Here is a 23145-nt window from a genome sequence, read left to right on the forward strand (position 1 = left end):
GGCGAGCGCGGTGGCGACGAGTTCCCCATGGCCTTGGCGGTTGGTGAACGGCGACAGGGCCGGCGCGTTGATCGCGTGAACGGCGAGCCGAGCGGAGGCGGCGGCGCCGGCACCGGCAGGGCGCCTGCGCTCTTCGTGGCGTGCCGGGACGTCAGGCCGGCCGGATCGGGAGAGCTGATCCGGCCGGCCTCGGCCCGGGACACCGCCGCCGGTGCCGTCAGTCGCTGTAGACGCCGACCTCGTGGAGCGAGTAGCCCCACTCGGTGCCGCGCTCCAGGCCCTGGATTCGTACGTAGCGCGCCGGAGTTCGGGCGAACCACGCTGTGTCCAGGCCGCCGTCACCAGCGGCCGTGGACCACGCCGTCTGCCAGGTCTCGCCGTCCTGCGACAGCTCGATGCGGTACGACTTCGCGTATGCCGCCTCCCAGTCGAGGGTGACGCGCTTGACCGGCTTCGCGGATCCGAGGTCGATCTGCAGCCACTGGTCGTTCTTCCACTCACTGGCCCAGCGGGTGTCCTTGTCTCCGTCCACCGCCTTGCCGGGAGCGAAGCTGACGAACGGGTTCCACCACTCCGACGTGGACGCCGAGGCGGCCGCACCCGAGGCCAGATTCACCCCGGACTTGTGCTTCTCGGTGTTCCCCCAGGTGCGCAGGTAGGACTCGGCACCCGTGAAGAGGTCGTCCACGACCTCCTGGCCGCCGACGATCCGGATGTCCTCGATCCAGTCCGGGACCATGCCGTAGTGCGCCGCGCCGTCGGTGTTGAAGTCCCACGTGCGTTCGCCGGTGGTCTGCTTGTCGATCACCGAGCCGCCGTCCGTGCTGCGGAAGGGGTACTTCACCGGGTTGGGGGTGTCCCCGCCCCGCGGGGCCGGCCAGCCGCCGACGCCGTTCATGTCGGTGCCGTAGCCGTAGCCGACCTGGTACTTCTCGCGGAGCGCGTCCGTGCGCCTGGCCTCCGCGCTGAACGCCGCAGATTGGCTCATGTACTGGGTGGCGAACCCACCGAGCTTGTAGAGCCGCTCGGTCCACCCCAGGTCCATCCAGCTGTGCGAGGAGATGATGCCCGGGTACGACTCGGACTCGAGGACGTCGAAGGCCTGATCCGCGGCCTTGACGCTCATGTGGTCCACTTCCAGCATCATGTGGCGCTTCATCATCCCGCGCACCGCGTACTCACCCAGGCTGGTCAGCCCGCGGGTGTTGCACTGAGCATCCGAGGAGTACGAGGGGACGGTCACCCCGCTCGGCAGTTGCTTCTCCGCCTGCGCCGCCACCGCGTTGCCGATGGGGTTGTCGTGCTGCGGGCCGCGGCAGGTCTCCGTCTTCCAGAAGGTGCCGGTCGACAGGAACTGGCCCACGTTGATCGCCGTACCGAGGGCGCCGGAGTCGTAGCGCACCCCGCACAGGGCGTTGTCGAACTTGTGGCACAGGAACATGCTGCTCACGCCCAGTTCGCGCAGCTCATCCAGGCCACGGTCGATGTCCTCCTTGCTGCACTGCGCGATGTCCAGGATCTGCTTGCAGCCGAACGGCTCGGACGTCTCGACCCCCAGGACGACTGCCAGCTTGCCCTGTTCGACGACCTCGCGGGCCTGCGCGCTGCTGGTGACGATCCGGAACCAGCCCTTGCCCGGGCCGCCGTACATCTTGTCGATGAAGGCCTGCATCTCGTACGACTTCTGCGCCTCAAGACGGATGGCGGTCATCTCGTCGCAGCTGCGGTCCTTGAAGAAGTAGACCGAGCAGATCACGCCGTTGGTGACCAGGTCGTTGACCAGCACCCGCTGGCCGCCGCGCCATGCCCGCTCGATTGCCGCGTAGTAGTTCTGCTGGTGGGTCAGTGAGTCGTGGGCGGGCCAGTCCTTGAAGGTGGGCCACCCATCGGGGTCGTGTTTGCCGTCACCGCCCTTGGTGACGAAGTCGAAGATGGCGAGCGAGCCGTCGGGGTAGTGCTCGGGGCAGTCCTTGAGGGCATCGGTGACGCCCTGCTCCGAGAACGGCTTGCCGCAGATCAGCCGGCCGCCGAAGCCCTCGTTGGACATGATGTGGTCGTGGGCGTCGACGAAGCCCCTTACGCGGCCCTGGGCGTCGGTGCCCTTGAAGGGCTCGCCCGTGACATCGATCTGCGCGTCGGGTGTGGGCCGCGCGGTCGGGGTCCACCAGCCGGGGTCGGGCTCCGCCGCGGAGCTGGGCATCGGGCCGAGTACCAGGGACATCACGGCGAGGAGCAGTGACACCACCGTGAGGGATCTGATTCTGCGGCGCGGAGGTTGAGCCATGGTCATCACTCACTTTGATTGACATGTGCACTCAAGTTACTGACGGGTTTTTCAGAATCGCGACCACGGTCGGAGGAGTCAACGGTCCGGGCCGAAAAACATGAGGAATCCTCAGCTTTGGCGAACTCGTTTTCGGCTGCGGCCGGTTGAGGTTGATCGAGTGTCGGGAGTCGAGCGGATCGGCCGGACGGCCCGCCCGTCCGGCCATCGTCAGGCCACGCTGCGGATGCGGTTGACGAGGAGACCGCCGATGAGGATGACCAGGGCGGCGGTGGTGTAGAGGCCGGTGTAGCCGCCGAGGTGGCTGATGACCGGCGAGGCGAGGGCGGGGGCGAGGACCTGCGGGCCGGAGTTGGCGATGTTGATGACACCGAGGTCTTTGGCGCGGTCGGCCGCCTCGGGCAGCACCTGGGTGACCAGGGCCTGGTCGACGGCGAGGTAGATGCCGTAACCCGCGCCGAGGACGGCCGCGGCGGCGAGGGCGGACGGCCAGGTGTGGAGCAGGGCGAGCAGCACTGCCGCTGCGGCCATGACCAGCGAACAGAGGACGACGAAGACCTTGCGGCGTCCGACGCGGTCGGACAGGACACCGGCGGGGATGGCCGTGAGTGCGGCGCAGAGGGTGTAGATCACCGTGAGGATGAGTACGCCGGTGCCGGGGTCGCCGTAGTGGACGGCGTCGGCGAGGAAGTAGAAGAGGTAGAGGGTGCCGAGGGCGTTGCCGAGGTTGATCAGGAATCGGGTGAGCCAGGCCCAGCCGAAGTCGGGGTGCTGCCGGGGACTCACCCAGAGCGAGCGGGCGAAGGCGCGGGCGTCGAAGGCGGGGCGCAGTGCCCGGGGCAGGGGCGGCTCGGAGTGGCGCAGCACGAAGGGGAGGGAGAGTGCGACGGTGAGCACGGCGAGGGTGCCGTAGCCGGAGCGGACACCGGTGATCAGCAGTGTGGTGATCAGCGCGCCGAGGACGAGGCCGAAGGACTGCATGAGGCCGGTCCATCCGGAGACCTGAGCGCGTTGGGTGAGCGGTACACGGTCGGCGATCGGGGTGGTGACCCCGGCCAGCATCGCGTTCAGGCCCGCCTGCGCGAGGCACCAGCCGACGGCGACCCCGGCCACGGTGTGCTGGGTGGCGGTGACCGACAACCCCGCTGCCCCGGCAAGGGCGCCGCCGAGAATCCAGGGCCGGCGGCGGCCGAACCGGCTCGTGGTGCGGTCCGACCATGCGCCCGCGAGCGGATTGGCCAGCACCGCGACGAGCGCGCCGAGGCCGGTGACGAGCGAGAGCGCATCGTTCTTGCCGTGCGGGTCGATGCGCTCCAACTGGAGTGGCAGCAGGATCTGAATGGGTGTCATGAACGCCATGAAGACGGCGAGCGTGGCCAGCGAGAGGTTCACCGTCCAGCCGGCCCTGACCGGGACGGTGGGCTCGGCGAAGACGGCGGCGTCGTCCGCCGCGGAGGCGTGGGACATGACGACTCCGTCGCTCAGGACCGCTGGGAGGCGATCAGGTCGCGGTACCACTCGAAGCTCGCCCGGGGCGTGCGACGCCGGGTGGTGAAGTCGACCTCGACCAGGCCGAAGCGCTGGTGATAGCCCTCGGCCCACTCGAAGTTGTCGAGCAACGACCAGGTGAAGTAGCCGCGCACGTCCACCCCGCGGGACACGGCGCGGGCGATCGCGGTGATGTGTCCTGCGAGGTACTCGATGCGCGCCTGGTCGTGCAGTCCGGCCGGCTGCGAGCAGCCGTTCTCGGTGATCCACACCGGTGGAAGGTCGTTGCCGTAGCGGGCCTTGAGGCCGGTGAGCAGCTCCGTGAGCCCATCGGGGACCACCGGCCAGTCGAACGCGGTTCGCTCGTACGGTTCCGTGGGCTCGGTCAGGTCGAAGGGCAGCGCGGCGGCAGGATCGGCCGGGGCGGTGACCCAGGTGGGGTTGTAGTAGTTGACGCCCAGCCCGTCCAGCGGTGCGGCCATCGTGGCGAGATCGCCATCGCGCACCACTCCTCCCCAGCTCGGATCGGTCATGCCGTAGGCCGACAGGTCGGGGTAATTCCCCAGCAGCAAAGGGTCGTTGAAGAGCCGGTTGTGCAGGGCGTCATAGGCAGAGGCCGCCGCCACGTCCTTGTCCTGCTGGGCGTCGGAGCGCAGACGGACGGGCGTGCAGTTGTTGGCGATCAGTATCTGCCCACCTGGAACGGTGGCCCGCAGTGCCGCGGTCGCGAGGCCATGGCCGAGCAGCTGGTGATGTGCGACGGGCAGCGCGTCCAGCATCAGTGCGCGGCCTGGGGCGTGGATGCCGAAGCCGTAGCCGAAAGACATGTGAATGAACGGCTCGTTCAGGGTGATCCACCGTTTGACCCGGTCGCCCAGCCGTTTTGCGACCACGGCCGCGTACTCGGCGAACCGATAGGCGGTCTCGCGGTTCAGCCATCCGCCCGCGTCCTCCAGGGCCTGCGGCAGGTCCCAATGGAACAGGGTGGGTGTGGGCTCGATCCCGGCATCGAGCAGCGCGTCGACCAGGCGGTCGTAGAAGTCCAGTCCGCGCGGCTCGACCTTGCCCGCGCCGGTCGGCAGGATGCGAGGCCAGGAGACCGAGAAGCGGTACGCGTCGAGCCCGAGCCGGCGCATCAGCGCGACGTCCTCGTCGAACCTGTGGTGGTGGTCGCAGGCGATGTCGCCGGTGTGGCCGTCGCGTACGGCCCCGGGGCGCCGTACGAAGGTGTCCCAGATGGACGCTCCCTTGCCGTCCTCGTCGGCGGCGCCCTCGATCTGGTACGCGGCGGTCGAGGCGCCCCAGGCGAAGCCGGCCGGGAGCCGGGGGAGTCGGGTGGCATCGGTGGTGCTCGTCGTCACTGGCGCCTGCCTTCATCGGTGATGCGCGAGTCGCCAGGTTCGGCCGCCCGCGCGCGGCTCCGGAATTCTGCCGACGGTCGCTCCTCGCGCCCCAACGGCAGCCTGGAGGGCGGCTGTTCGTGACCGGGGCACGCCGTCCGAGGTGGGCCGCACCGTAACATGAACTATCGTTCACGTTCTATGGGTCGGGCCTGGCCACGACCCGGCCGACGGGGGTCGGCCCGGCAGTCCGGGCCCGAGGCCCGGCGATTTGCTGAACGCCTCGGTTCACCCTTCCGCGGCCGTCAGCCGGCCGCGCAGGTCCTCCCAGTAGGCGTTCAGCATCCGCTTGAGCTCGTCCACGGCTTCCAGGTCCGGCTCGCCGTCGCTCTTGAACACTTCGTGCAGCACGGCGTTGGCGGCCCACACCACCATCCGCGTCGCCCGTTGCGCCTGGTGGCCGCCGGGCCCGCCGGTCAGGTGCTCCACGATGCGCTGCAGCCCCTCGGCGATGTGCGTGTTGCTCGCCTCGTCGGCCCGCGCGAGCTCGGGACTGAGGTGCCGCCCGGCCCACAGAGCCGTGCCGCCCGCCTGGGACCGGAAGAGCTCGGCGTAGACGCCGACCATCATGCCGACGGGGTCGGTCAATTCGCCCTCGACGGTGTGCTCGACGAGTTCGTCGATGGCGGCCTTGAAGGCATCGAGGTACCGCTGGCCCAGCGCGTCCACGACGGCGCTCTTGTCCGGGTAGAACTGGTAGATGCTGCCGACCGGCGCGCCTGCCTCCTCGGCGATCCGCCGCATCGTCAGCGCCTCGTACCCCTCCTGAGACAGGATCCGGTCGGCCGCGGCGAGGATGGCCTCGACCCGGGCCCGGCTGCGTGCCTGCTGAGGCTGCCTCCGTAGCCGCGCCCGCGACATCGGCTGCGGCTTGCCTGTTTCCGTCACCACGTGCCCCCGGTCGTCCGATGACGCGAACGTAGCACGCGGCCACGGAGCGGGGGCCGGCCATGCTGCGCCCCCGCGAGGATTCCGGCAGCCGTGACGGCGGGGATGTCGGTGACGAGGTGCCGGTCGGTCCGGAAGGGCAGAAAGCTCGCCCACGGCAGTCCCATGAGGCGCAGTCAGCCGCTGTCCGCCATCGTTTCCACAGGCGCTCGACGACTTTGCTGTCCGGCTGCGCCGGGACCGACCGGCGGACTGGTTCCTGCGGTTCTGGTCACGTCCCGGCTTTGTCAGGGCCGCTCTCGCCCTCCCCGACATCACCCGGATCAGGCTGCCCCCAATTTCAACCCGACTGCTGCGACAGCGGGTTGGTGCAGGTCGTCCACCTCCACTCGAACCAACAGCGCCTCACGGCGCAAACAAAAATCTAGCCAGGGCCACGTTCGGGTGTACCCCGACGCCAGGAAGCGGGCGAACCCAACAGCGAGCATGTGTGAGGTCGCGGCGGCGGAATCGTCCTGGCCGGTCATACGGTCATGAGCTTGCCGCGTTTGAGGCGGATCACCTCGTCGGAGGCGTCGGCCACCTCCCGCGAATGGGTCACCAGGATCACGCTCTTGCCGTCGTCGTGCGCCAGCTTCCGGAACACCTCGATGATTCCGTCGGCGGTGACCTGGTCGAGGCTGCCGGTGGGTTCGTCGGCGAAGAGAATGTCCACTTCGCAGGCGAGGGCGCGGGCGATGGCGACGCGCTGCTGCTGGCCGCCGGAGAGCTCCAGCGTGCGGCGGTGCTGGTCGGACTCCTCCACGCCGAGCAGACCCAGGAGTTCGGCGGCGCGTTTCTTCTTGTTGACCCCCTTCACGCCGGTGATCTCCATGGCGGAGGTGATGTTCTGGACGGCCGTCATGTAGGTGAGCAGGTTCAGTGACTGGAAGACCGTGGCCACATGGCGGTTACGGTACCGGCCCAGCCCGATCTCGGCGATGTCCTGGCCCTTGAACCGGACGTTGCCCCTGGTGGGCGAGTCGAGTCCACTGGCGAGTGAGAGGAGCGTGGTCTTGCCGCTACCGGAGGGGCCGATGACGGAGTACATCCGGCCCTGCTCGAAGGAGTAGTTGACGTCCTTGAGGACGATGCGGCGGCTGTTGCCGGACTGGTAGGTGTGGGTCAGGCCGGTGAGCTGCAGGATCGGGGTGGTCAAGTCAGTCGCCCTTCGTGAGGATGTCGCGCGGGTTGAGGCGCAGGACCCGGACGCCGGGGACGATCGTGGCCAGGGCTGCGATACCGAGGCCGGTGGCGCCGACGGAGCCGATGTCGCCCGCGCCGAGCCTGATGTCGATGGTGTCGATGGGCTCGACCTCCGGGGTTTCCTCCTCGTTGGCACCGCCAGTGGGGTCGGTGAGGTCCTGCCCAGGGCCCTGGTCGGCGGCGGAGTCCCTGGCGGAGGAGACTTCGCCGGAGAGCAGCTGGTCGCCGACGCCCTGGGCGATGAACCGACTGCCGGCAGCGGCGAAGCCGATCGCCAGGACCGCACAGGCGACCACCTCCACCAGGTGCTGGCCGAGCAGCTTGTGCTTCTTTTCGCCGAGGGAGAGCAGAATGCCCATCTCCTTGCGGCGTTCGCGCATGTTCGAGGCGATGATCAGGGCGAGGATGACGGTGCCCGCGACCGCGACCAGCCACACCGTGAGGGAGGCGAAGTCCGCCGTCTTGTTGATCGGGCCGACCAGGGTCTTGTACTGCTTGTCGTTGACGCTCAGCGGGAAGATCTCGAGGTCGGCACCGGCCGACTCGGCGTCCTCCTTGAGCCGGTCCAGATCATCGGGGTTGCGCAAGGTGAAGGTGGCCGACCGGACGGTCCCGCCGTCAGCGCTCAGTTCCTTGCCGTCGAGGCGGGTCGCGCCGTCCGGAGTGACGTAGATCTGGTTCGAGGGCGCCTGCATCGGCGGTACGTAGGTGCCGGGGTCGGCAGTGCTGTTCCTGTAGATGCCGCCGACGACGAAGTCGGTTTCCTTGGTGCCCAGCCTGCCGTCGGGGTGCTGGATGTTGGCGTTGAGCTTGATCTCGTCGCCGACCTCGAGGCGGTTGTCCTTGGCCACCCGCTCCTCGATGACGACCATGTCGCTCTTGCTGTCCGGTGTGATCCCGGAACCCGAGACGATCTTCGAGTCGCCGTTGCGGAAGTCCTTGACCGAGTTCAGATAGCGGACACCGTCCGCCTTGAAGAAGTCCACGGCAGTGGTGTCCTGGCCGGGCGGTGGCGGAGCCGGCTGATGGAGCTTGACCTGGTCCGTGGGGGCCGCCACGCCGTCCTTCGTGTAGTTGCACCCGGCCAGGACCGACGACTCGCAGATCTTGTCCACGAGACCGCGGCGCAGTTCGGCATCGGCCCCGATCATCCCGGGTTGGCCGCCGTCGCCCCCCGAGCCCTTGCCCGCGGCCAGGTAGGCGTTCAGATCCAGCTGCATGGTGGCCACCACGCCCACGCTGCTCTTGGCCGACTCCGCGGCGCGGGCCGCGGCGGACTGGATCAGAAACCCGGACAGGACCAGGGTGCAGATGACGAAGAACAGACCGATGAGCATCAGCGTCTTGCCCAGATGGCCTCTAAGGCGCCACCAGGCTCGCTTGAACAGATTCATGGCCCCCACGCTAGGAGGACCGAGTTTTGAAGGATGTTTGCGCGCGGGCTGCAGCATCAGGCGTCTCATACACGGATCAAAGGAGCCGTTTGGTATGACGGACTCGGTAGGCATCCGATATGGGCGGCTGCCTACCGGGAATGGATCGTCGAATCAATGAGAAGCAAAGGTTGTCGCGCGTGCGGGTGCTGGTGGTCGAGGACGAGCAGTACATGGCGCGGGTCCTTGAGATCGGGCTGCGCAGGGAAGCAATCGCGGTCGATGTGGTGCACGACGGAGCGGCCGCCCTGGAGCGGCTCACCGTCTACGACTACGACGCGGTGGTCCTCGACCGGGACCTGCCCGAGGTCCACGGCGACGAAGTGTGCCGCCGGATCGTCGCCATGCGCCTGGAGTGCCGCATCCTCATGCTGACTGCCGCCTCACGTCTCGGCGACAAGGTCGAGGGCCTCGGCCTCGGCGCCGACGACTACCTGGCAAAACCCTTCGATTTCCCCGAACTGATCGCCCGGCTGCGGGCGCTGTACCGCCGCAGCCCCATGGCCCACTCCCCAGTCCTCACCTTCGCCGATGTGCAGCTGGACACCCACCGCCGCCGGGTCACCCGCGCGGGCACAGAGATCCGCCTCACGCCGAAGGAACTCGCCGTCCTGGAGCTGCTGATGCGCGCCGACGGCGGAGTCCTGAGCGCCGAGTACCTCCTCGACAAAGCCTGGGACGTGCACACCGACCCCTTCACCAACGCGGTCCGCCTCGTGGTGCACACCCTGCGCAAGAAACTCGGCGAACCCCGGCTGGTCCACACCACGATCGGCGCGGGCTACTACATGGGCACCGCATGAGACGGCCCGGAAACAGACCGCGCAGGCGCGCGCCGAGGCAGCGGACACTGAGCATCCATGGTCGGCTCTTTCTCGGCTTCGCCACCGCCCTCGGGGTGTGCGCTGCGCTGATGGTCGCGATCATCTACGTCGGAATGCGCTTCCTGCCCACGTACGACTTCAGCACGACCGTCGTCGCCCCGGACGCCCCCTTCCGGCCCGCTTCCCCCGCCCCGACCGCAGAGCCCCGCCCCCCGGCCGGCCTCACCCCGGTCCAGGGCCAGAAGATCGATCACCTGGGCGCCATCTCCAGCAAGGAAGACGTCTGGAACACGGTCCTGCTGGTGTCCGCCGGCGGGGTGCTCCTGGTGATGACACTCGGCCTCGGCACCGGCTGGCTGCTGTCCAAACGGCTGCTCGCCCCCCTGCACACCATCAGCGAGGCCGCGGCCGAGGCGGCGGACGGCAACCTGACGGAACGCATCCACGCCCAAGGCCCCGAAGACGAGCTCAAGCAGCTGGCCGACACCTTCGACACCATGCTGGGCCGCCTGGAGCAGTCCTTCACCGCACACCAGCGGTTCGCCGCCAACGCCGCCCACGAACTGCTCACCCCCCTGGCCACCACCCGGGCCGCCCTCCAGGTCGCCGCCGACGCCCCGACCAGCGAGGAACTCGCCGAACTCACCCCGCTGCTCCAGGAGACCAACGAGCGCAACATCAGCGTCGTACGGGCCCTGCTCGACCTCGCTGCCGCGGACCACGCCCTCTTCGACCCCCACCCGGTGGACCTCGCCGACCTCGCAGAGCGGGCCGCCGTCGCTCGCTCTGAGCGAGCGGCGGCGAACGGAGTCCGTCTCACCGTGGACACCGAACCCGACTGCGAGGTCATGGGCAACGCCGTCCTCCTGCGGCAGCTGATTCTCAACCTCCTCGACAACGCCCTCACCCACAACGTCACCGAAGCGGGCTTGGTCCACCTCGCCGTCATCCAGGACGAGGCGTCGGCAGTGGTGGAAGTGGACAACACCGGCCCGTACGTCGACGACGCCGTGGTGGACCGTCTCTTCGAGCCCTTCTACCGGGTGCGTTCCCGGGTCGGCAGCGACCGCTCGGGCCACGGTCTGGGCCTGGCAATCGTCCGCTCGATCGCCACCTCCCACCGCGGTACGGTCACCGCGACCGCGAATCCCACCGGCGGGCTCACTCTACGGGTCGAGCTTCCGAAGCCGCGCAGCTCCGAGGAAGGCCCGAGCAGACCGTAGCTGTGACGGATGGGTCTGTACGGTCAACGGCTCTGTCCCGCGGTGATGATGAAGGGTGACGGCCGTCGTCGGCATGGTGTGCGCGATGTCAATGAGCTTGTGGGTGTGGTGTTTTCGGGGCTGTCGGCCCTTGTCTTCGAGGGCGTGACGGACGAGGACGAAGTCATCCGGGTGTCGGCGCGGACGGGGACCTTCTTCACCCGGTTCCGCGGGCTCTCCGAGCTGATGCCCGGTTCCCGGGCGACCTCGGTCACCGTCCGGCCCGAAGACGCCACGAGCGCGATGGCGTCCCGCTTGAACTCCTCCGAGTACCGCTTCGTGCACGTGCTTCCCACCTGGCACTGCTTTCTGGGGGCTCACACGTCCCAGTCTCCAGGTGTCCACGATCAGGGGAAGCCTCGGATTCAGTCATCCAGCAGTGGTAGACCGGGCAGCACCTTCTCGATGGTGATGGGGAAGTCGCGCACGCGCACGCCGGTGGCGTTGAACACCGCGTTCGCGACCGACGCACCGGCCCCGCAAATGCCCAGCTCGCCGACGCCCTTCGCGCCCAGGACGTTGGCCTTGTCGTCGTACCCGTCAAGGACGACCGCGTCGACATCGGGGACGTCGGCGTGGACCGGCACCAGGTATTGCGCGAAGTCCCGGTTGACGAAGGCGCCGGATCGCAGGTCGACCACGGCCTCTTCTTCGAGGGCCGCGCCGACTCCCCAGATCATGCCGCCGATCAGCTGCGAGCGGGCCGTCTTCGCGTTGAGTACGCGGCCCACCGAGAACACGCCGAGCATCCGCCGCAGACGGATCTCGGCGGTGTCCGCGTCGACCCCCACTTCAGCGAAATGGGCCCCGTAGGTGTTGATCGAGTAGTCCGTGTAGTTCGGATCATCGCCCATGAAGCGGGTACCGCCCTCCGCCTCGAACCCTTCCGGACGGTTGCGTGCGACGATCTCGCTCAGCGCCTCGGACGCTCTGCCGACAACCACGTTGCCATCCGAGAACACGGCGTCTGCCGGGTCCAGGCCGTGCAGCGGAGAGCGCGTGTCGCCGCGCGCCGCGGCCAGGAGCTGCTCGCGCAGGGCCATACACGCACCATGCACCGCATTGCTCGAGTTGGCGGCGCCCCACGAGCCGCCGGACCCCCAGCTGGTGGGAAACTCGGAACGCCCGAGCTCGATCCGCACCCGATCGGGCGGCAGTCCGAGCCCGTCGGACGCGACCTGAGTCAGGACGGTGTACGTGCCCGTGCCGAGATCGGTCATGTCCGTCTGGACGACGGCGGTGCCGTCAGCCTCCAACCGCACCCGCGCCGCGGCCGGCCCTTGGAAGTGCCCGCGGATGGCGGCCGACATGCCGTAGCCGACCAACCACCGCCCGTCGCGCAGACTCGCCGGGGTGGTGGGGCGGTGTTCCCAGCCGAACCGGCGCGCGCCTTCGCGCAGGCACTCGACCAGGTGCCGGTCGCTGTACGGCACGTCTCGCTCGGGATCGACGGTGGGCTCGTTGAGGATCCGCAGCTCGACCGGGTCCGTGCCCAGCGCATGGGCCAGCTCGTCCATCGCCGACTCGACCGCCAGCATGCCCGGCGCTTCGCCCGGCGCGCGTACGTCCGTCCCAGGCGGCAGATCGAGCGGCGCAAGCCGGTGGCTGGTCAACCGGTGGGGCGCGGCGTAAAGACTGCGGGTCGTGGCGGCGGTCTGCTCGGCGTACTCCACGTCGGGGTTGGTGTGCATGGTGACGTCATGGGCGATCGCGGTCAGCCGTCCGTCCTGCTCCGCGCCCAGTCGAACCCGCTGGCTGGATGTGGGACGGTTGCCGACGAGCTGGAAGATCTGCTGCCTGGTCATCGCGACCTTGACCGGTTGGCGCAACTCGCGAGCGGCGAGCGCCGCCAGGATCGTCTCGGAATGGACGCCCAGCTTGGAGCCGAATCCCCCGCCGACGAAGGGGGTGACGATGTGGACCCGCTCCGGGGCGATCCGAAGCGTGCCGGCGACCGAGGCCCGCGCCGCGTCGACGATCTGGCAGCTGACGTAGACGATCAGGTCCTCGTCGCGCGGTTCCACCAGACACGCGTGCGGTTCCATCGGCATCGAGAACTCGTACGGCGTCGTGTACTGCTGGTCGACCTTCACCGCCGCGCTGTCGAACCCGGCATCGAAATCGCCGACCGCGGTGTCGGTGGGGATACCGGCGTTGACCACTTTCGGGATGTACACCTCGCCTTCCTGCTCGGCAAAGTCGAAACGTCCGCGCCCGCCGGTGTATCTGACGTCGACCAGACCGGCCGCCGCTCGGGCCTGTTCGAGGGCCGTGGCGACGACGAGTGCCACCGGCTCGCCGTAATAGTGGATGGCGGGGCCGGTCAGCACCGGCTGGGCGCGCCAGTATTCGGACGGAACGGACTCATCACGGACACCCTGCGCGGGCGCATTGTGATAGGTCATCACCATCTTCACGCCAGGTGCGCGCTCGGCGCTCTCGGTGTCGATCCGGGTGATGCGGCCTTTGCCGATCGTCGCGCCGACGATGAACCCGTAGAGGGGTTGGCCGGCCCCCCACTGCTCGTAGGCGTATGTGGCCCGGCCGGAGACCTTCGACGGACCGTCGACGCGGTTCAGTGCCTGCCCGATCATCTCGTCTCCTCAGCTTGCCTGAGCCGCTTGCGCCAGCGTGCGGCACAGCGTGCGCCTGGCCAGCTCGATCTTGAAGTCGTTGTGCCCCTGCCCCACGGCGTCGCGCATCGCGGCCTCGGCTGCGGCGCGATAGGTGACCATCGTGGCGGGACGGCCGGTCAACGCGGCCTCCGCCTCGACGGACCGCCAGGGCTTGTGCGCCACACCGCCGAAGGCCACCCGCGCCTCACTGATCGCTCCCTGATCGGTCGAGACGACAGCCGCCACGGAGACCAGCGCGAACTCGTACGACGCCCGGTCTCGCACCTTGCGGTAGGTCTGCCGGCCCGACGGGGGCGGGGGAAGGAGCACGCTCGTGATCATCTCGCGGGGACGCAGCACGGTCTCGATGTGCGGCGTATCGCCCGGCAGTCGGTAGAAGTCTGCGATGGCGACGCGGCGTACCGACCCGTCGGAGTCGAGCAGCTCGATCTCCGCCTCCAGTACGGTCATCGCGACGGCCATGTCCGAGGGGTGGGTGGCGATGCAGGAGTCGCTGACGCCGAGGAGGGCGTGGATCCGGTTGAACCCGCCGATCGCCGAGCATCCGGAACCGGGATCCCGTTTGTTGCAGCCCGCAGCTGTGTCGTAGAAGTAGGGGCAGCGAGTGCGCTGCAACAGATTTCCCCCGGTGGACGCCTTGTTGCGCAGTTGGCCCGAGGCTCCGGCCACCAGTGCCTCCGACAGCACCGGGTAGCGGGTACGCACTCGGGCATCGGCGGCCACATCGGAATTCGCCGCCTGGGCCCCGATACGCAGTCCGCCGTCCGGGAGCTCCTCGATGTCCCGCAACGGAAGCCGACTGATGTCGACCAGATGGCTGGGCTTCTCGATGTCGAGCTTCATCAGGTCGAGCAGGTTGGTGCCGCCGCTGATGAACTTCGCGCCGGTTCTGGACACCGCAGCGACGGCGGCCTGTGCGTCGGTCGCTCGCTCGTACGTGAAGGATCTCATTCCGGGCCTCCCACCGCGATGCCACGGATGGCCGCGACGATGTTCGGATAGGCGGCGCACCGACAGATGTTGCCGCTCATCCGCTCGCGGATCTCCTCATCGGTCAACGCGATCCGCGGCGAGGCCACGTCAGCGGTGGCGTGGCTGGGCCAGCCTGCCTCCACCTCGGCGAGCATGCCGACAGCCGAACAGATCTGGCCGGGAGTGCAGTAGCCGCATTGGAAGCCGTCACGCTCGACGAAGGCACGTTGCATGGGGTGCAGACCATCAAGATCGCCCAGGCCTTCGATCGTCACGATCTCGTCGTCCTCATGCATCACGGCAAGCGTCAAACAAGAGTTGACGCGCCGGCCGTTGATCAGCACCGTGCAGGCGCCGCACTGCCCGTGATCACACCCCTTCTTGGTCCCGCTCAGGCGCAGGTGCTCGCGCAGCGCGTCGAGCAGCGAGGTCCGTGGATCCACCTCAAGCCGTCGCACCTGATCGTTGACGTTCAACCCGATCGCCGAGAGTTGGGCCGTCTCGCCCTGGCTCCGTCCCACGGCGCCCGTATCCGAATCACTCATCACAGCCCGCCTTCCTCGCCGGGTGCGGGTGTCACCCTGGATATGCGCCGCCACTGTGAGGCGCGACACGTGGCCCGCCCGGGGCCATGACCGCCCATCATCCAGCCGATGGGCGGGCCGAGTCGGACGACACCGTCACGGGTTCACTCGGACGGTGCTGTATCTCAGGCCGTCAAGGCCGGCTGACACCGACGGCCCAGCCTTGTTCAGGGCGTGGCCCGGCACACGGGAGCCTGATTGAGAGGTCGTTTTCTTCGGGTATTCATCCCGTAGGTTGCGTTTCGTCCTGATGTGTCGCGTCGCTTGGTGGGCAGCACTCCATGTGGGTGCTGCCCACCAGGCGTTGGTGGTTCGATCTGCCCCACGCCGGGGACGGTGATGCCGCGGGCACGGCGGGCGCAAGCGGCAGGCCAACGACGACGCGCTCGCACACGAGATCACCGTGCTGCACATTGCCTCCCGCCACACCTACGGTGTCCCGCGGATCCATGCCGAACTGCACCGCCTGGGACGCGGGTGGACAGTTCGCCGGCGACGTCCGTGATGGCGGAGACCATTTTCCTGGATGGTCGGCTCGGCCCAGGCGTAGCGTTGGGGGGCCATGCCCGCGAAGGGGCGGCCGCGGACCAGTGCGAGTGCGCGGCGCAGGGCGAGTTCGCCGTCTTCGGTGGCGTCGGTGAGGCCTTGGCGAGCGTGTTTCTGGAAGGTCACCCAGTCGCAGGTGACGTGCTGGCCGAGGCGGTAGCGCTTGTCCGGGGTGTTCTGGACGCGGGGCAGGTGCTGGTTGCCGTCGGCGTCGGTACCGAGGGAACACGCGTTCCGGGCGAGAGCCTGCGTCATCGAGGCCTTCTTGCTCCAGGGCAGCGTACTCGGCGGGCAGGCCGTCGACGCCCTCGAGTAGATCGCCGTCGGCGGGTACGTCGGTGTCCGAGCCGGCAGTGGTGAGCAGTTCGATCGCGTCGTGGAAGCGGTCGTCGTCGAGGGCCTGTAGGCGGACCAGCAGGCCGGAGTGGGGCAGATCGACGAGCGCGTCGGTCAGTTTCCCTGAACCCACGGGGCTCAGGTCGAAGTGCGCCCGGTTCTGGCCGAGGTCCCGGTGACGTGCCCTGCTGAGTGGACGGCAGGCAAACGCATCGGGCCCTGGGACTGTTGGCTCAGAACGAGTCGCCATGCCAGTGGGTTGCTCCCGTGGCCTGCAGCGTGGCGCGCATCGCCTCCGGCGGGGCAAGGAGCGGGCGGGCCATCCCCACCGTCTGCGTCCGCTCCCGGGCCTGATCCTGGGCGAGGAGCCGGGGCAGGGCGGCGCGGACGGCTGGGTCCTCGGGGAGGTGTGCCCGGCCGACTGCGGCGCCCGCGGCACGGGCCCGGCGGGCCACCGCAGCGAGCAACTCACCGAGGGCCGCCGGTGCGGCTTCCGTCACCGCGCACTCGCGGACCTCGACGGCCTCGCCGATGTGCTGGGCCACGGTGTAGCCGACCGCCGTCCCCCCGTTGTCCTCGGCGATCAGCCATTCGGCGCCGGGGCCGTACCAGGCGGGCACGCGGTGGATCCAGTCGTTGGCCGTCCGCACCGCGGTGAGTGGGCGTGCGGCGTTGAATCCGGCGTGCAGTTCTGCCAGCCGCGGGGCGTCGGTCGGGGTGGCCGCACGGATGCGGAAGCGGGGCTCGGGTGGGCCAACAGTGGTGAGCGGGCCCTCAGCCCAGGATGTGCGGAAGCCGGTCCAGCCCGAGCGCTCGTAGACCCCGGGAGTGGCCGTGAACAGCAGGGACCATGCGCAGGACTCGGCGGTCATGGCCTCGGCGGCAATGGTGAGCAGTCGGCGAACCAGGCCCTGGCCCCGTGCCTCGGGGCGGGTGGCGACATTGCCGATACCGCCCACCCGTTCGACCCGGCCGTGGGCGTCGCGGAGCTGCCGCGGCACGTAGCAGACGACGGCGTCGACCGTGTCACCGCGCGCGGCCACGAAGGTCCGCCGGTGGCGGTCGGGGTCCAGGGCGTGCAGCGCCGGGAGGTGCGGGGCGTCGAAGCAGATCGCCCATAGCGCGTGCACGGCTGCCTCGTCGGCCGGGGCGAGGGTGCGCAAGGTGTGTGTCATGGTGTCAAGTTTCCTTCTGTGCTGACCCGGTCACGGGTGGCAGAGCTGAGCGTCGTACGCCGCGTACGCGGCGGGGCGGATGAAGCGCATCCGGTGCATCTGTTCGGCGAGCACGCCGCCGTCCATGACGATCCGGGCCCCGTTGATGTACGCCCCGGCGTCCGAGGCGAGCAGCAGCGTGCCCACGTTCTCGTCGGGCACCGAGTAGCAGCCAAGCGGAATACGCTCCCGGTGGACCGTCTCGAACGCATCGCGGTCGAAGGGGAACGCGCCGTCGATCGGGGGCCGGACCGTGCCGAGTGCGAGGGGGTTGGCGGTGATGCCGTGCGGTGCGAGTTCGACGGCGCGGGCTGAGCGCCGCATCGACGACACCGGGCCACGGCGTACGGTCGCCGTGGCCCGGTGTCCGCGCGTGGGTGTCACCCGCGCCTGGTCTGTCGAAGGCTCACCGCGTCGACGTATCCGGTCATGAGGTTCCACGCGGACGAGTACAGCGAGACGCGGACCGACGCCGTACCAGCCGGAGCCGTACCACTTGCCTGCGCGTCGATCCAGCGCCGCTGGTCCGCGCCGCGGAGCGGTGCGCTCGCCATCCGGCCGACCGTCTGGCCGGCCCCGTCGAGGAAGCTCAGCAGCAGCACCGAATCGTCGGTGCTTCCGTCCTCGATGTACACCTTGGCACGGGCCCGGTAGTACGCCCCCGCGGCAGCCGGCACCGGCTCACTGGTCAGCTCCGCCGACGCCTCGGGGCCGCTCCGGGCCGCATCGACGATCTTCATGCTGCGTCTGCCGGTGTACGCCCGATCTTGGGAGAGGGTGAACAGGGTGCCACCGCCCTGCCACCCTGGGACGGCGCCGTCGTTCAGCGGCGCCACCTCGAAGCCGGCGTTGCCGACGGCCACGGCGCGGGCATGGCCGTGGCGCACCGGGATCATCCGCAGCCGGGACTCCGCCGCCTTGCCGAGGAAGTAGATGTTCTCGTGGCCGTCGGCGTCCCGGGCCAGGGTCATGAAGGCGACCTCCTCGCCGTAGTCGCCGAGTGTCACGTGGTCCATGGTCCTGGGGTCCACAACGGTGAGCTTGCCGGCCAGGGTGGTGTACAGCAGGCCGTCGGCGCCCCGGCGGAGGTAGACCGGCCGCCACATGCCGTAGTTCTTCACCTCGGGGTAGATGTTCTTGTACTTGACGACCCGGAGGGTGCCCGGGTCCATCGCGAACAGGAATCCGTCGGCCGCGCCCCACAGCAGGCCGTCGCGGCCGAAGCCGAGACCGCTGATCATCTTCGGGCTGTCGAGGCCGGGGAGGTCGAGGGTGAACTCCTTGACCTTGCGTTCGCCGGCGACATCCCAGACGAACATCTTGGCCTCGGACTCGGTGACGTCGGTCCCCAGACCGCCGTAGACGGTGGTGGAGCCGTAGATCCGTCCGCCGCGCTGGGCCAGCCCGGCGACGCTCTGGTTGTGGACGATGTCGGGGTAGGTCTTCTTCTCCCCGTTGTCGGGGTCGTAGATGGTCAGCGCGCCGCCGAGCTTGCCGTAGTCGGGGATGGAGCCGATGAGCAGCTTGCCGGCGTGGGCCTTCATCACGTACGGCCGGTCCTGTTCGGAGCCGAGACGGAACTTCTCGGAGACGGCCGGGGTCGCCGCGTCCAGCTTCGCCGAGGAGATGATGCCTCCGGGGTAGATGCCGAAGTACATCGTGTCGCCCAGGCCCGCCATGCCCTCGGCCTGGCCCATCGGGAAGCTGGTGGTGCGGCCGGTGCGCGGGTCGAAGCGGGACCCGGTGCCGCCGGGGTAGCCGCTCATGAACAGCGTGCCGTCCGGCGCCGCCTCCAGGTTGTGCAGCGGGTTCGGCGCGCCCTTCACCACCGAGGGCAGCACCTTGCTCCGCCGTGACGCGATGTCGAAAGCGGTGATTTTGCCGCCCGACTGCAGGGTGACGAGCGAGGTCCCGGGGAGGTCCGGATCATTGAGCGGTACCCAGGCGGCACCGCGCAGCGAGGTACCGAAGGCGATTCCGGTCGAGCGGGACTCCAGCGTCGCCGTGTCGATCTCGTACAGCTCGCGGTTGTTGGTGACGTACACCTTCCCGTTTCGCGACTGAAGCTGGTTGAAGGAGAAGACCCCCACGTCCGAAGGCGTGTTCTTGCCGACGGACTTGTCGCTCCACTTGCCGGCGTCGAGGTCGTAGAAGAGCAGCTTCATCTGAGGGTCGGCGAACTTGACGAACAGCCAGCCGTCGACGACCGCCATGTCGTAGGCGAAGGGCACCTTCTGGGGCTCCACTCCGAGGAGCGCCGGGACCTGGTCGGAGATCTTCGTCTTCGTACCGGTGGCGGTGTCGAGCCGGATGACGTCACCGACGGAGCCCACGCCCGCGTAGACGGATCCGTCGTGGTAGGCGATGGAGCGCACGTACTGCTGGCCGGGCACCATCTGCCCGTAGTCGTGGAAGTCCTTGCTCTGCGGGTCGTATCTGAACACCTTGCCGTTGGGGAAGGTGCCGATCCAGACGTTGCCCTCCGGGTCCGTGGTCATCGACCACAGCGACTTCTCGCCCGGAACGGTGCCGAGCTTGCGCACGTCCTTGTCGGCCGGGCTGTAGCTCCACAGCTCTCCCGTCTGGCCGCCGGTGATGGCGGCGATGTAGACGGTGCCGTCGGGGCCGATCGCATGCCGCCAGGACTGCTGCACGCCGGACAGCGTGAACGAGCGCAGCAGCCGGTTGTCCCGGATGTCGATGACGTTGAAGATCGCGTTCTCGGCGGAGACCGTCGCGTACATCGTGGGCCGGCCGTCCTCCGTGCCCACCACGGCGTCGCTGATGGAGACCGTTTCCTGCTGGACGCCGAGGTCGGCCTCGGGGCCGAACCACGTCCGGTCCAGTGCCGATTTACTGGTGCTGCCACTTCCCCAGGCCGCGGCCAAGGGTGCAGGACCCGCGACCAGCACGGTCAGGGCGAGCAGCAGGATGAGGAGCGGTCTAGGGCGTTTTCGGGGCACCGTGGTCCCTCCAGATTATTAAAGTCTTCCCCATAAGTGGGCGTTTTGTTCACGGGCTTGAGTGACCTCAGCGTCCTCCTGACGCTTGACCACCGCAATGTTTTCGTGGACTCTCTGATTAATCCCTACGGGTGAAACGACGTCAAGAGGGGTACATGGACGCATCCCGACCCGCCGGCGGTGACTTGGCGCAGCTGCGTCGGCTCAACGCGTTCGGCGCGCTGCGGGCGCTGAGAAGTGCCGGCGCGCCGGTGACGCTGACCGAGCTGGCCACGCTCACCGGTCTCTCCCGCGCCTCGGCGGAGGACCTCGCCACCGAGCTGACCGACCAGGGGTGGGCGGCCGAAGTCCCGCCCGCGCCCGGCGCGGTGGGGCGGCCGGCCCGCCGTTACCGGTTCCGGGCCGATTCCGGTTACGTCTTCGGGCTGGACATCGGCGCCCACAGCGTCCTCGCCGTGCTCGCCGACCTCTGCGGCACGGTCGTCACCACGGCCCGCCGAACGGTGCCGCCGGACATCCGGCGCGCCGACCGGCTCGCCGTCATCGGCGACGTGATGACCGAGTGCCTGGACGACGCGGGAATCGACGCCCACCGGATCTGGACGATCAGCGCCGGCACCACCGGCGTCGTCGGCCCGGAGGGAGACGTCGTACTCGCGGGAGCGGCCGCCGACTGGACCGGTGTACGGCTCGCCGAGCACCTGGACGAACGCTGCGCCGGGGCGGTCCTGGTGGACAACGACACCCGGCTGGCCGCACTCGCCGAGCAACGCCTCGGTGCGGCACGGGACATCGAGGACGCCGTCTACATCCACGCCGGCCTCGGCCTCAGCGCGGCGCTGATCATCGGCGGCCGGGTGCACCGGGGATACGGCGGCGCGGCGGGCGAGATCGGCAGCTTCCCCGTCACCCCCTGGGCGACCGCCGCCACCCGCCTGGCGTGTTGTCCCGCCGTCCCGTCCGACGTACCCCCGCGGAACGCCGCCGCCCATGTGCTGGCCGCCGCCCGCCGGGGCGACACCGTCGCCGTGCGCGCCGTCGACCGCTACGCCAGCGACGTGGCCCTCGGCCTCGCGGCCATGGTGCTGACCGTCGACCCGCAACGGGTCGTGCTGGGTGGGGGACTGGCCCAGTCCGCCGATGTCCTGCTCCCCCGCCTCCGTAACCGTCTGGAGCCGCTGTGCATCCGGGTCCCCGATCTCCAGCCGTCCTCGCTCGGCGACGACCGGGTCGCGCTCGGTGCGATCTGGCGAGCCGTCGAGCACGTCGAGACGACGTATCTCGCGCACAACCGGCGGCCCACGGCGGCCCGCCCGTGAACGGCCGTTCCGGACCTCCCGTCATCGCCCCGGGCAGCCCGTGTTCCGGATCGCAGAGACCACTGCGCGGTCCGCCTTCCGGCTTTCAGGCGGCCCCGGTAGGCGCCGTATGCATCGGCAGCCGGCCCCTGTCAGCCCTCCGCACCCGGTAACCGTTGACGGCTCCGCGTCCAGGCACCGCCGCGGGAGACGCCTCCCGGCCCCACCGTACGCCCTGTCCGTCGCGTGCCTCTCCTTCACCTCTAGGGAGCTCTTGGGAATGTCCATGCACCTTCCGATATCCGATCGGCCCGTCCGCGTGGCTCTCGTCGGCGCCGGCAACCGCGGCCTCGCCTATGCCGCGTGGATCAAAGCCCACCCCGAACGCGCCCGCCTCGTGGCCGTGGCCGACCCCCGGCCGGCGGCCCGCGCCGCGGCCGGGGCGGAGCTCGAGTTCGACGACTGGCGGCCGCTCGTCGAGGGGGACGCCATCGCCGACGCCGTCATCGTCGCCACCCAGGACCGCAATCACGTCGAGCCCGTCCTGGCGCTGGCGCGGGCCGGGTACGCGATCCTCGCCGAGAAGCCACTGGCGCCCACCGAGGCCGAGACCCGCACCCTCATCGAGGGCGTGGAGAAGGCGGGCGTGCTCTTCGCCGTCTGCCATGTCCTGCGGTACACCCCCTACACCGACCTGGTGAAGGAGGTCGTGGACTCCGGCGTGCTCGGGCAGCTGGTCTCCATCGACCACCTGGAGCCGGTGGGCTGGTGGCACTACGCCCACAGCTACGTGCGCGGTCCGTGGCGCAGTGAGAAGGACTCCTCGCCGATGCTGCTCGCCAAGTCCTGCCACGACCTGGACTGGATCTCCTACGTCACCGGGGAGGGCATCGAGCAGGTCGCCAGCTTCGGTGGGCTCAAGCACTTCCGGCCCGAGAACGCCCCGGCCGGTGCCGCCGAGCGGTGTCTCGACTGCGCGGTCGAGCCCGGCTGTCCGTACAGCGCGCCGAAGCTGTACGTGCCGACGCTGCGCGAGAAGGGCGCGGTCTGGCCGGTCACCCACGTCACGGACTCCACGGACGAGACCGAGCTGCTGACCGCGCTGCGCGAAGGCCCTTACGGCCTGTGCGCCTACCGCGGAGACAACGACGTGGTCGACCACCAGGTCCTCGCCATGCAGCTGTCCGGCGGCATGACCGCGACGTTCACCGTGGTCGCCTTCACCGAACAGACCGACCGCCAGACACGGATCTTCGGCTCGCACGGCTGGCTGCGCGGCGACGGCAAGCGCGTCACCGTCCACGACTTCCGCACCGACGAGGTCACCGTCCACGAGGTCGACACGAGCGGTTCCAACGCCGCCGAGGGACACGGCGGCGGAGACACGGCGTTGGTTGATGCCTTCGTCCACGCCGTCGCCACCGGCGACCCGGCCGCGGTCCGCTCCGGCACCAAGGCCTCGCTCGGCAGTCATCTTGCGGCGTTCGCCGCCGAGCGTGCCCGGCATACCGGCACCGTTCAGACGGTGCCGGCCCGGTGACGTCCTACCGGATGCCGTCTCCTCTTTCCTGTCCCGCCCCCCTGTCCTCGGAGGACCCCCTCATGTCCCGTCTCCTCACTCGTCGTTCCAGAGTCCGTGCCGTCGCTGCCCCGGTCGTGGCCACCGCGCTTGCCGTTGGTGTGCTGGCCGGCTGTTCCAGCGGCGGTGACGACAACACCGTCACCATGTGGACCTATCCGGTCATCTTCGACGAGGCCAAGAACAAGGCGTA

At 69.2% G+C, this 23145-nt stretch carries 18 protein-coding genes; 4 read left to right on the forward strand and 14 right to left on the reverse strand.

Annotated features, from left to right (window positions below):
- Window positions 1-217 precede the first annotated feature (217 nt).
- The 6 genes from ACFYXM_RS32395 to ACFYXM_RS32420 form a co-directional block, all read right to left on the reverse strand.
- The gene (locus ACFYXM_RS32395) at window positions 218-2290 is read right to left on the reverse strand and encodes a discoidin domain-containing protein (RefSeq protein ID WP_389294798.1); all 2073 of its coding nucleotides are present in this window, start codon (window positions 2288-2290) and stop codon (window positions 218-220) included.
- 204 nt (window positions 2291-2494) lie between these two features.
- Window positions 2495-3751 carry an MFS transporter gene (locus tag ACFYXM_RS32400; protein ID WP_389294800.1) on the reverse strand — a complete coding sequence of 419 codons (1257 nt, stop codon included), beginning with the start codon at window positions 3749-3751 and terminating at the stop codon, window positions 2495-2497.
- A gap of 14 nt (window positions 3752-3765) precedes the next feature.
- Entirely contained in the window at window positions 3766-5133 is a 1368-nt protein-coding gene (locus tag ACFYXM_RS32405; protein ID WP_389294802.1) for a GH1 family beta-glucosidase, read from the reverse strand.
- A 267-nt stretch (window positions 5134-5400) separates the two neighbouring features.
- Window positions 5401-6063 carry a TetR/AcrR family transcriptional regulator gene (locus tag ACFYXM_RS32410; RefSeq protein WP_389294803.1) on the reverse strand — a complete coding sequence of 221 codons (663 nt, stop codon included), beginning with the start codon at window positions 6061-6063 and terminating at the stop codon, window positions 5401-5403.
- Window positions 6064-6583: 520 nt separating this feature from the next.
- The gene (locus ACFYXM_RS32415) at window positions 6584-7258 is read right to left on the reverse strand and encodes an ABC transporter ATP-binding protein (RefSeq protein ID WP_389294805.1); all 675 of its coding nucleotides are present in this window, start codon (window positions 7256-7258) and stop codon (window positions 6584-6586) included.
- A 1-nt stretch (window position 7259) separates the two neighbouring features.
- The gene (locus ACFYXM_RS32420; RefSeq protein ID WP_389294807.1) at window positions 7260-8699 is read right to left on the reverse strand and encodes an ABC transporter permease; all 1440 of its coding nucleotides are present in this window, start codon (window positions 8697-8699) and stop codon (window positions 7260-7262) included.
- Window positions 8700-8878: 179 nt separating this feature from the next.
- On the opposite strand from ACFYXM_RS32420, the gene ACFYXM_RS32425 reads away from it, so the two are divergent.
- Both ACFYXM_RS32425 and ACFYXM_RS32430 read left to right on the forward strand, forming a co-directional pair.
- Entirely contained in the window at window positions 8879-9541 is a 663-nt protein-coding gene (locus ACFYXM_RS32425) for a response regulator transcription factor (RefSeq protein ID WP_389294809.1), read from the forward strand.
- A complete protein-coding gene (locus ACFYXM_RS32430) occupies window positions 9538-10785 on the forward strand; it encodes a sensor histidine kinase (protein ID WP_389294811.1) in 1248 nt (415 codons plus the stop codon). The genes ACFYXM_RS32425 and ACFYXM_RS32430 overlap by 4 nt, the downstream gene beginning before the upstream one ends.
- A gap of 23 nt (window positions 10786-10808) precedes the next feature.
- Here ACFYXM_RS32430 and ACFYXM_RS32435 read toward each other — a convergent pair whose 3' ends face one another.
- From ACFYXM_RS32435 to ACFYXM_RS32470, 8 genes are all read right to left on the reverse strand, one after another.
- On the reverse strand, window positions 10809-11120 hold the full coding sequence (locus ACFYXM_RS32435) for a transposase (RefSeq protein WP_389294813.1): 312 nt from the start codon (window positions 11118-11120) through the stop codon (window positions 10809-10811).
- A gap of 69 nt (window positions 11121-11189) precedes the next feature.
- Window positions 11190-13418 carry a molybdopterin cofactor-binding domain-containing protein gene (locus tag ACFYXM_RS32440; RefSeq protein ID WP_389294815.1) on the reverse strand — a complete coding sequence of 743 codons (2229 nt, stop codon included), beginning with the start codon at window positions 13416-13418 and terminating at the stop codon, window positions 11190-11192.
- A gap of 9 nt (window positions 13419-13427) precedes the next feature.
- Window positions 13428-14411, reverse strand: a complete 984-nt coding sequence (locus ACFYXM_RS32445) for an FAD binding domain-containing protein (protein ID WP_389294816.1) — start codon at window positions 14409-14411, stop codon at window positions 13428-13430.
- Complete coding sequence (locus tag ACFYXM_RS32450) at window positions 14408-14977, reverse strand: 2Fe-2S iron-sulfur cluster-binding protein (RefSeq protein WP_389294817.1); 570 nt, start codon at window positions 14975-14977, stop codon at window positions 14408-14410. Before ACFYXM_RS32450 ends, ACFYXM_RS32445 begins: the two co-directional genes overlap by 4 nt.
- Before the next feature lie 468 nt (window positions 14978-15445).
- Entirely contained in the window at window positions 15446-15817 is a 372-nt protein-coding gene (locus tag ACFYXM_RS32455; protein ID WP_389294827.1) for a hypothetical protein, read from the reverse strand.
- A gap of 314 nt (window positions 15818-16131) precedes the next feature.
- Window positions 16132-17073, reverse strand: a complete 942-nt coding sequence (locus tag ACFYXM_RS32460) for a GNAT family N-acetyltransferase (protein ID WP_389294819.1) — start codon at window positions 17071-17073, stop codon at window positions 16132-16134.
- A gap of 30 nt (window positions 17074-17103) precedes the next feature.
- Window positions 17104-17553, reverse strand: a complete 450-nt coding sequence (locus ACFYXM_RS32465) for an SDR family oxidoreductase (protein ID WP_389294821.1) — start codon at window positions 17551-17553, stop codon at window positions 17104-17106.
- Window positions 17493-20075 carry a hypothetical protein gene (locus ACFYXM_RS32470; protein ID WP_389294822.1) on the reverse strand — a complete coding sequence of 861 codons (2583 nt, stop codon included), beginning with the start codon at window positions 20073-20075 and terminating at the stop codon, window positions 17493-17495. Before ACFYXM_RS32470 ends, ACFYXM_RS32465 begins: the two co-directional genes overlap by 61 nt.
- A gap of 155 nt (window positions 20076-20230) precedes the next feature.
- Here ACFYXM_RS32470 and ACFYXM_RS32475 point away from each other — a divergent pair, with 155 nt between their 5' ends.
- Window positions 20231-21394 carry an ROK family protein gene (locus ACFYXM_RS32475; RefSeq protein ID WP_389294823.1) on the forward strand — a complete coding sequence of 388 codons (1164 nt, stop codon included), beginning with the start codon at window positions 20231-20233 and terminating at the stop codon, window positions 21392-21394.
- A gap of 259 nt (window positions 21395-21653) precedes the next feature.
- On the forward strand, window positions 21654-22913 hold the full coding sequence (locus tag ACFYXM_RS32480; RefSeq protein WP_389294824.1) for a Gfo/Idh/MocA family protein: 1260 nt from the start codon (window positions 21654-21656) through the stop codon (window positions 22911-22913).
- The last annotated feature ends 232 nt before the right edge of the window (window positions 22914-23145 follow it).

Origin of the sequence: Streptomyces sp. NPDC002476 (assembly GCF_042889785.1) — a bacterium.
Classification (GTDB): domain Bacteria; phylum Actinomycetota; class Actinomycetes; order Streptomycetales; family Streptomycetaceae; genus Streptomyces.

Bases quoted from the DNA above. Each gene is read 5' to 3' on its own strand.
- ACFYXM_RS32450 (WP_389294817.1), bottom strand. From the start codon at position 14,977: ATGAGTGATTCGGATACGGGCGCCGTGGGACGGAGCCAGGGCGAGACG.
- ACFYXM_RS32430 (WP_389294811.1), top strand. From the start codon at position 9,538: ATGAGACGGCCCGGAAACAGACCGCGCAGGCGCGCGCCGAGGCAGCGG.
- ACFYXM_RS32480 (WP_389294824.1), top strand. From the start codon at position 21,654: ATGTCCATGCACCTTCCGATATCCGATCGGCCCGTCCGCGTGGCTCTC.
- ACFYXM_RS32420 (WP_389294807.1), bottom strand. From the start codon at position 8,699: ATGAATCTGTTCAAGCGAGCCTGGTGGCGCCTTAGAGGCCATCTGGGC.
- ACFYXM_RS32400 (WP_389294800.1), bottom strand. From the start codon at position 3,751: ATGTCCCACGCCTCCGCGGCGGACGACGCCGCCGTCTTCGCCGAGCCC.
- ACFYXM_RS32475 (WP_389294823.1), top strand. From the start codon at position 20,231: ATGGACGCATCCCGACCCGCCGGCGGTGACTTGGCGCAGCTGCGTCGG.
- ACFYXM_RS32460 (WP_389294819.1), bottom strand. From the start codon at position 17,073: ATGACACACACCTTGCGCACCCTCGCCCCGGCCGACGAGGCAGCCGTG.
- ACFYXM_RS32455 (WP_389294827.1), bottom strand. From the start codon at position 15,817: ATGACGCAGGCTCTCGCCCGGAACGCGTGTTCCCTCGGTACCGACGCC.
- ACFYXM_RS32445 (WP_389294816.1), bottom strand. From the start codon at position 14,411: ATGAGATCCTTCACGTACGAGCGAGCGACCGACGCACAGGCCGCCGTC.
- ACFYXM_RS32395 (WP_389294798.1), bottom strand. From the start codon at position 2,290: ATGACCATGGCTCAACCTCCGCGCCGCAGAATCAGATCCCTCACGGTG.
- ACFYXM_RS32440 (WP_389294815.1), bottom strand. From the start codon at position 13,418: ATGATCGGGCAGGCACTGAACCGCGTCGACGGTCCGTCGAAGGTCTCC.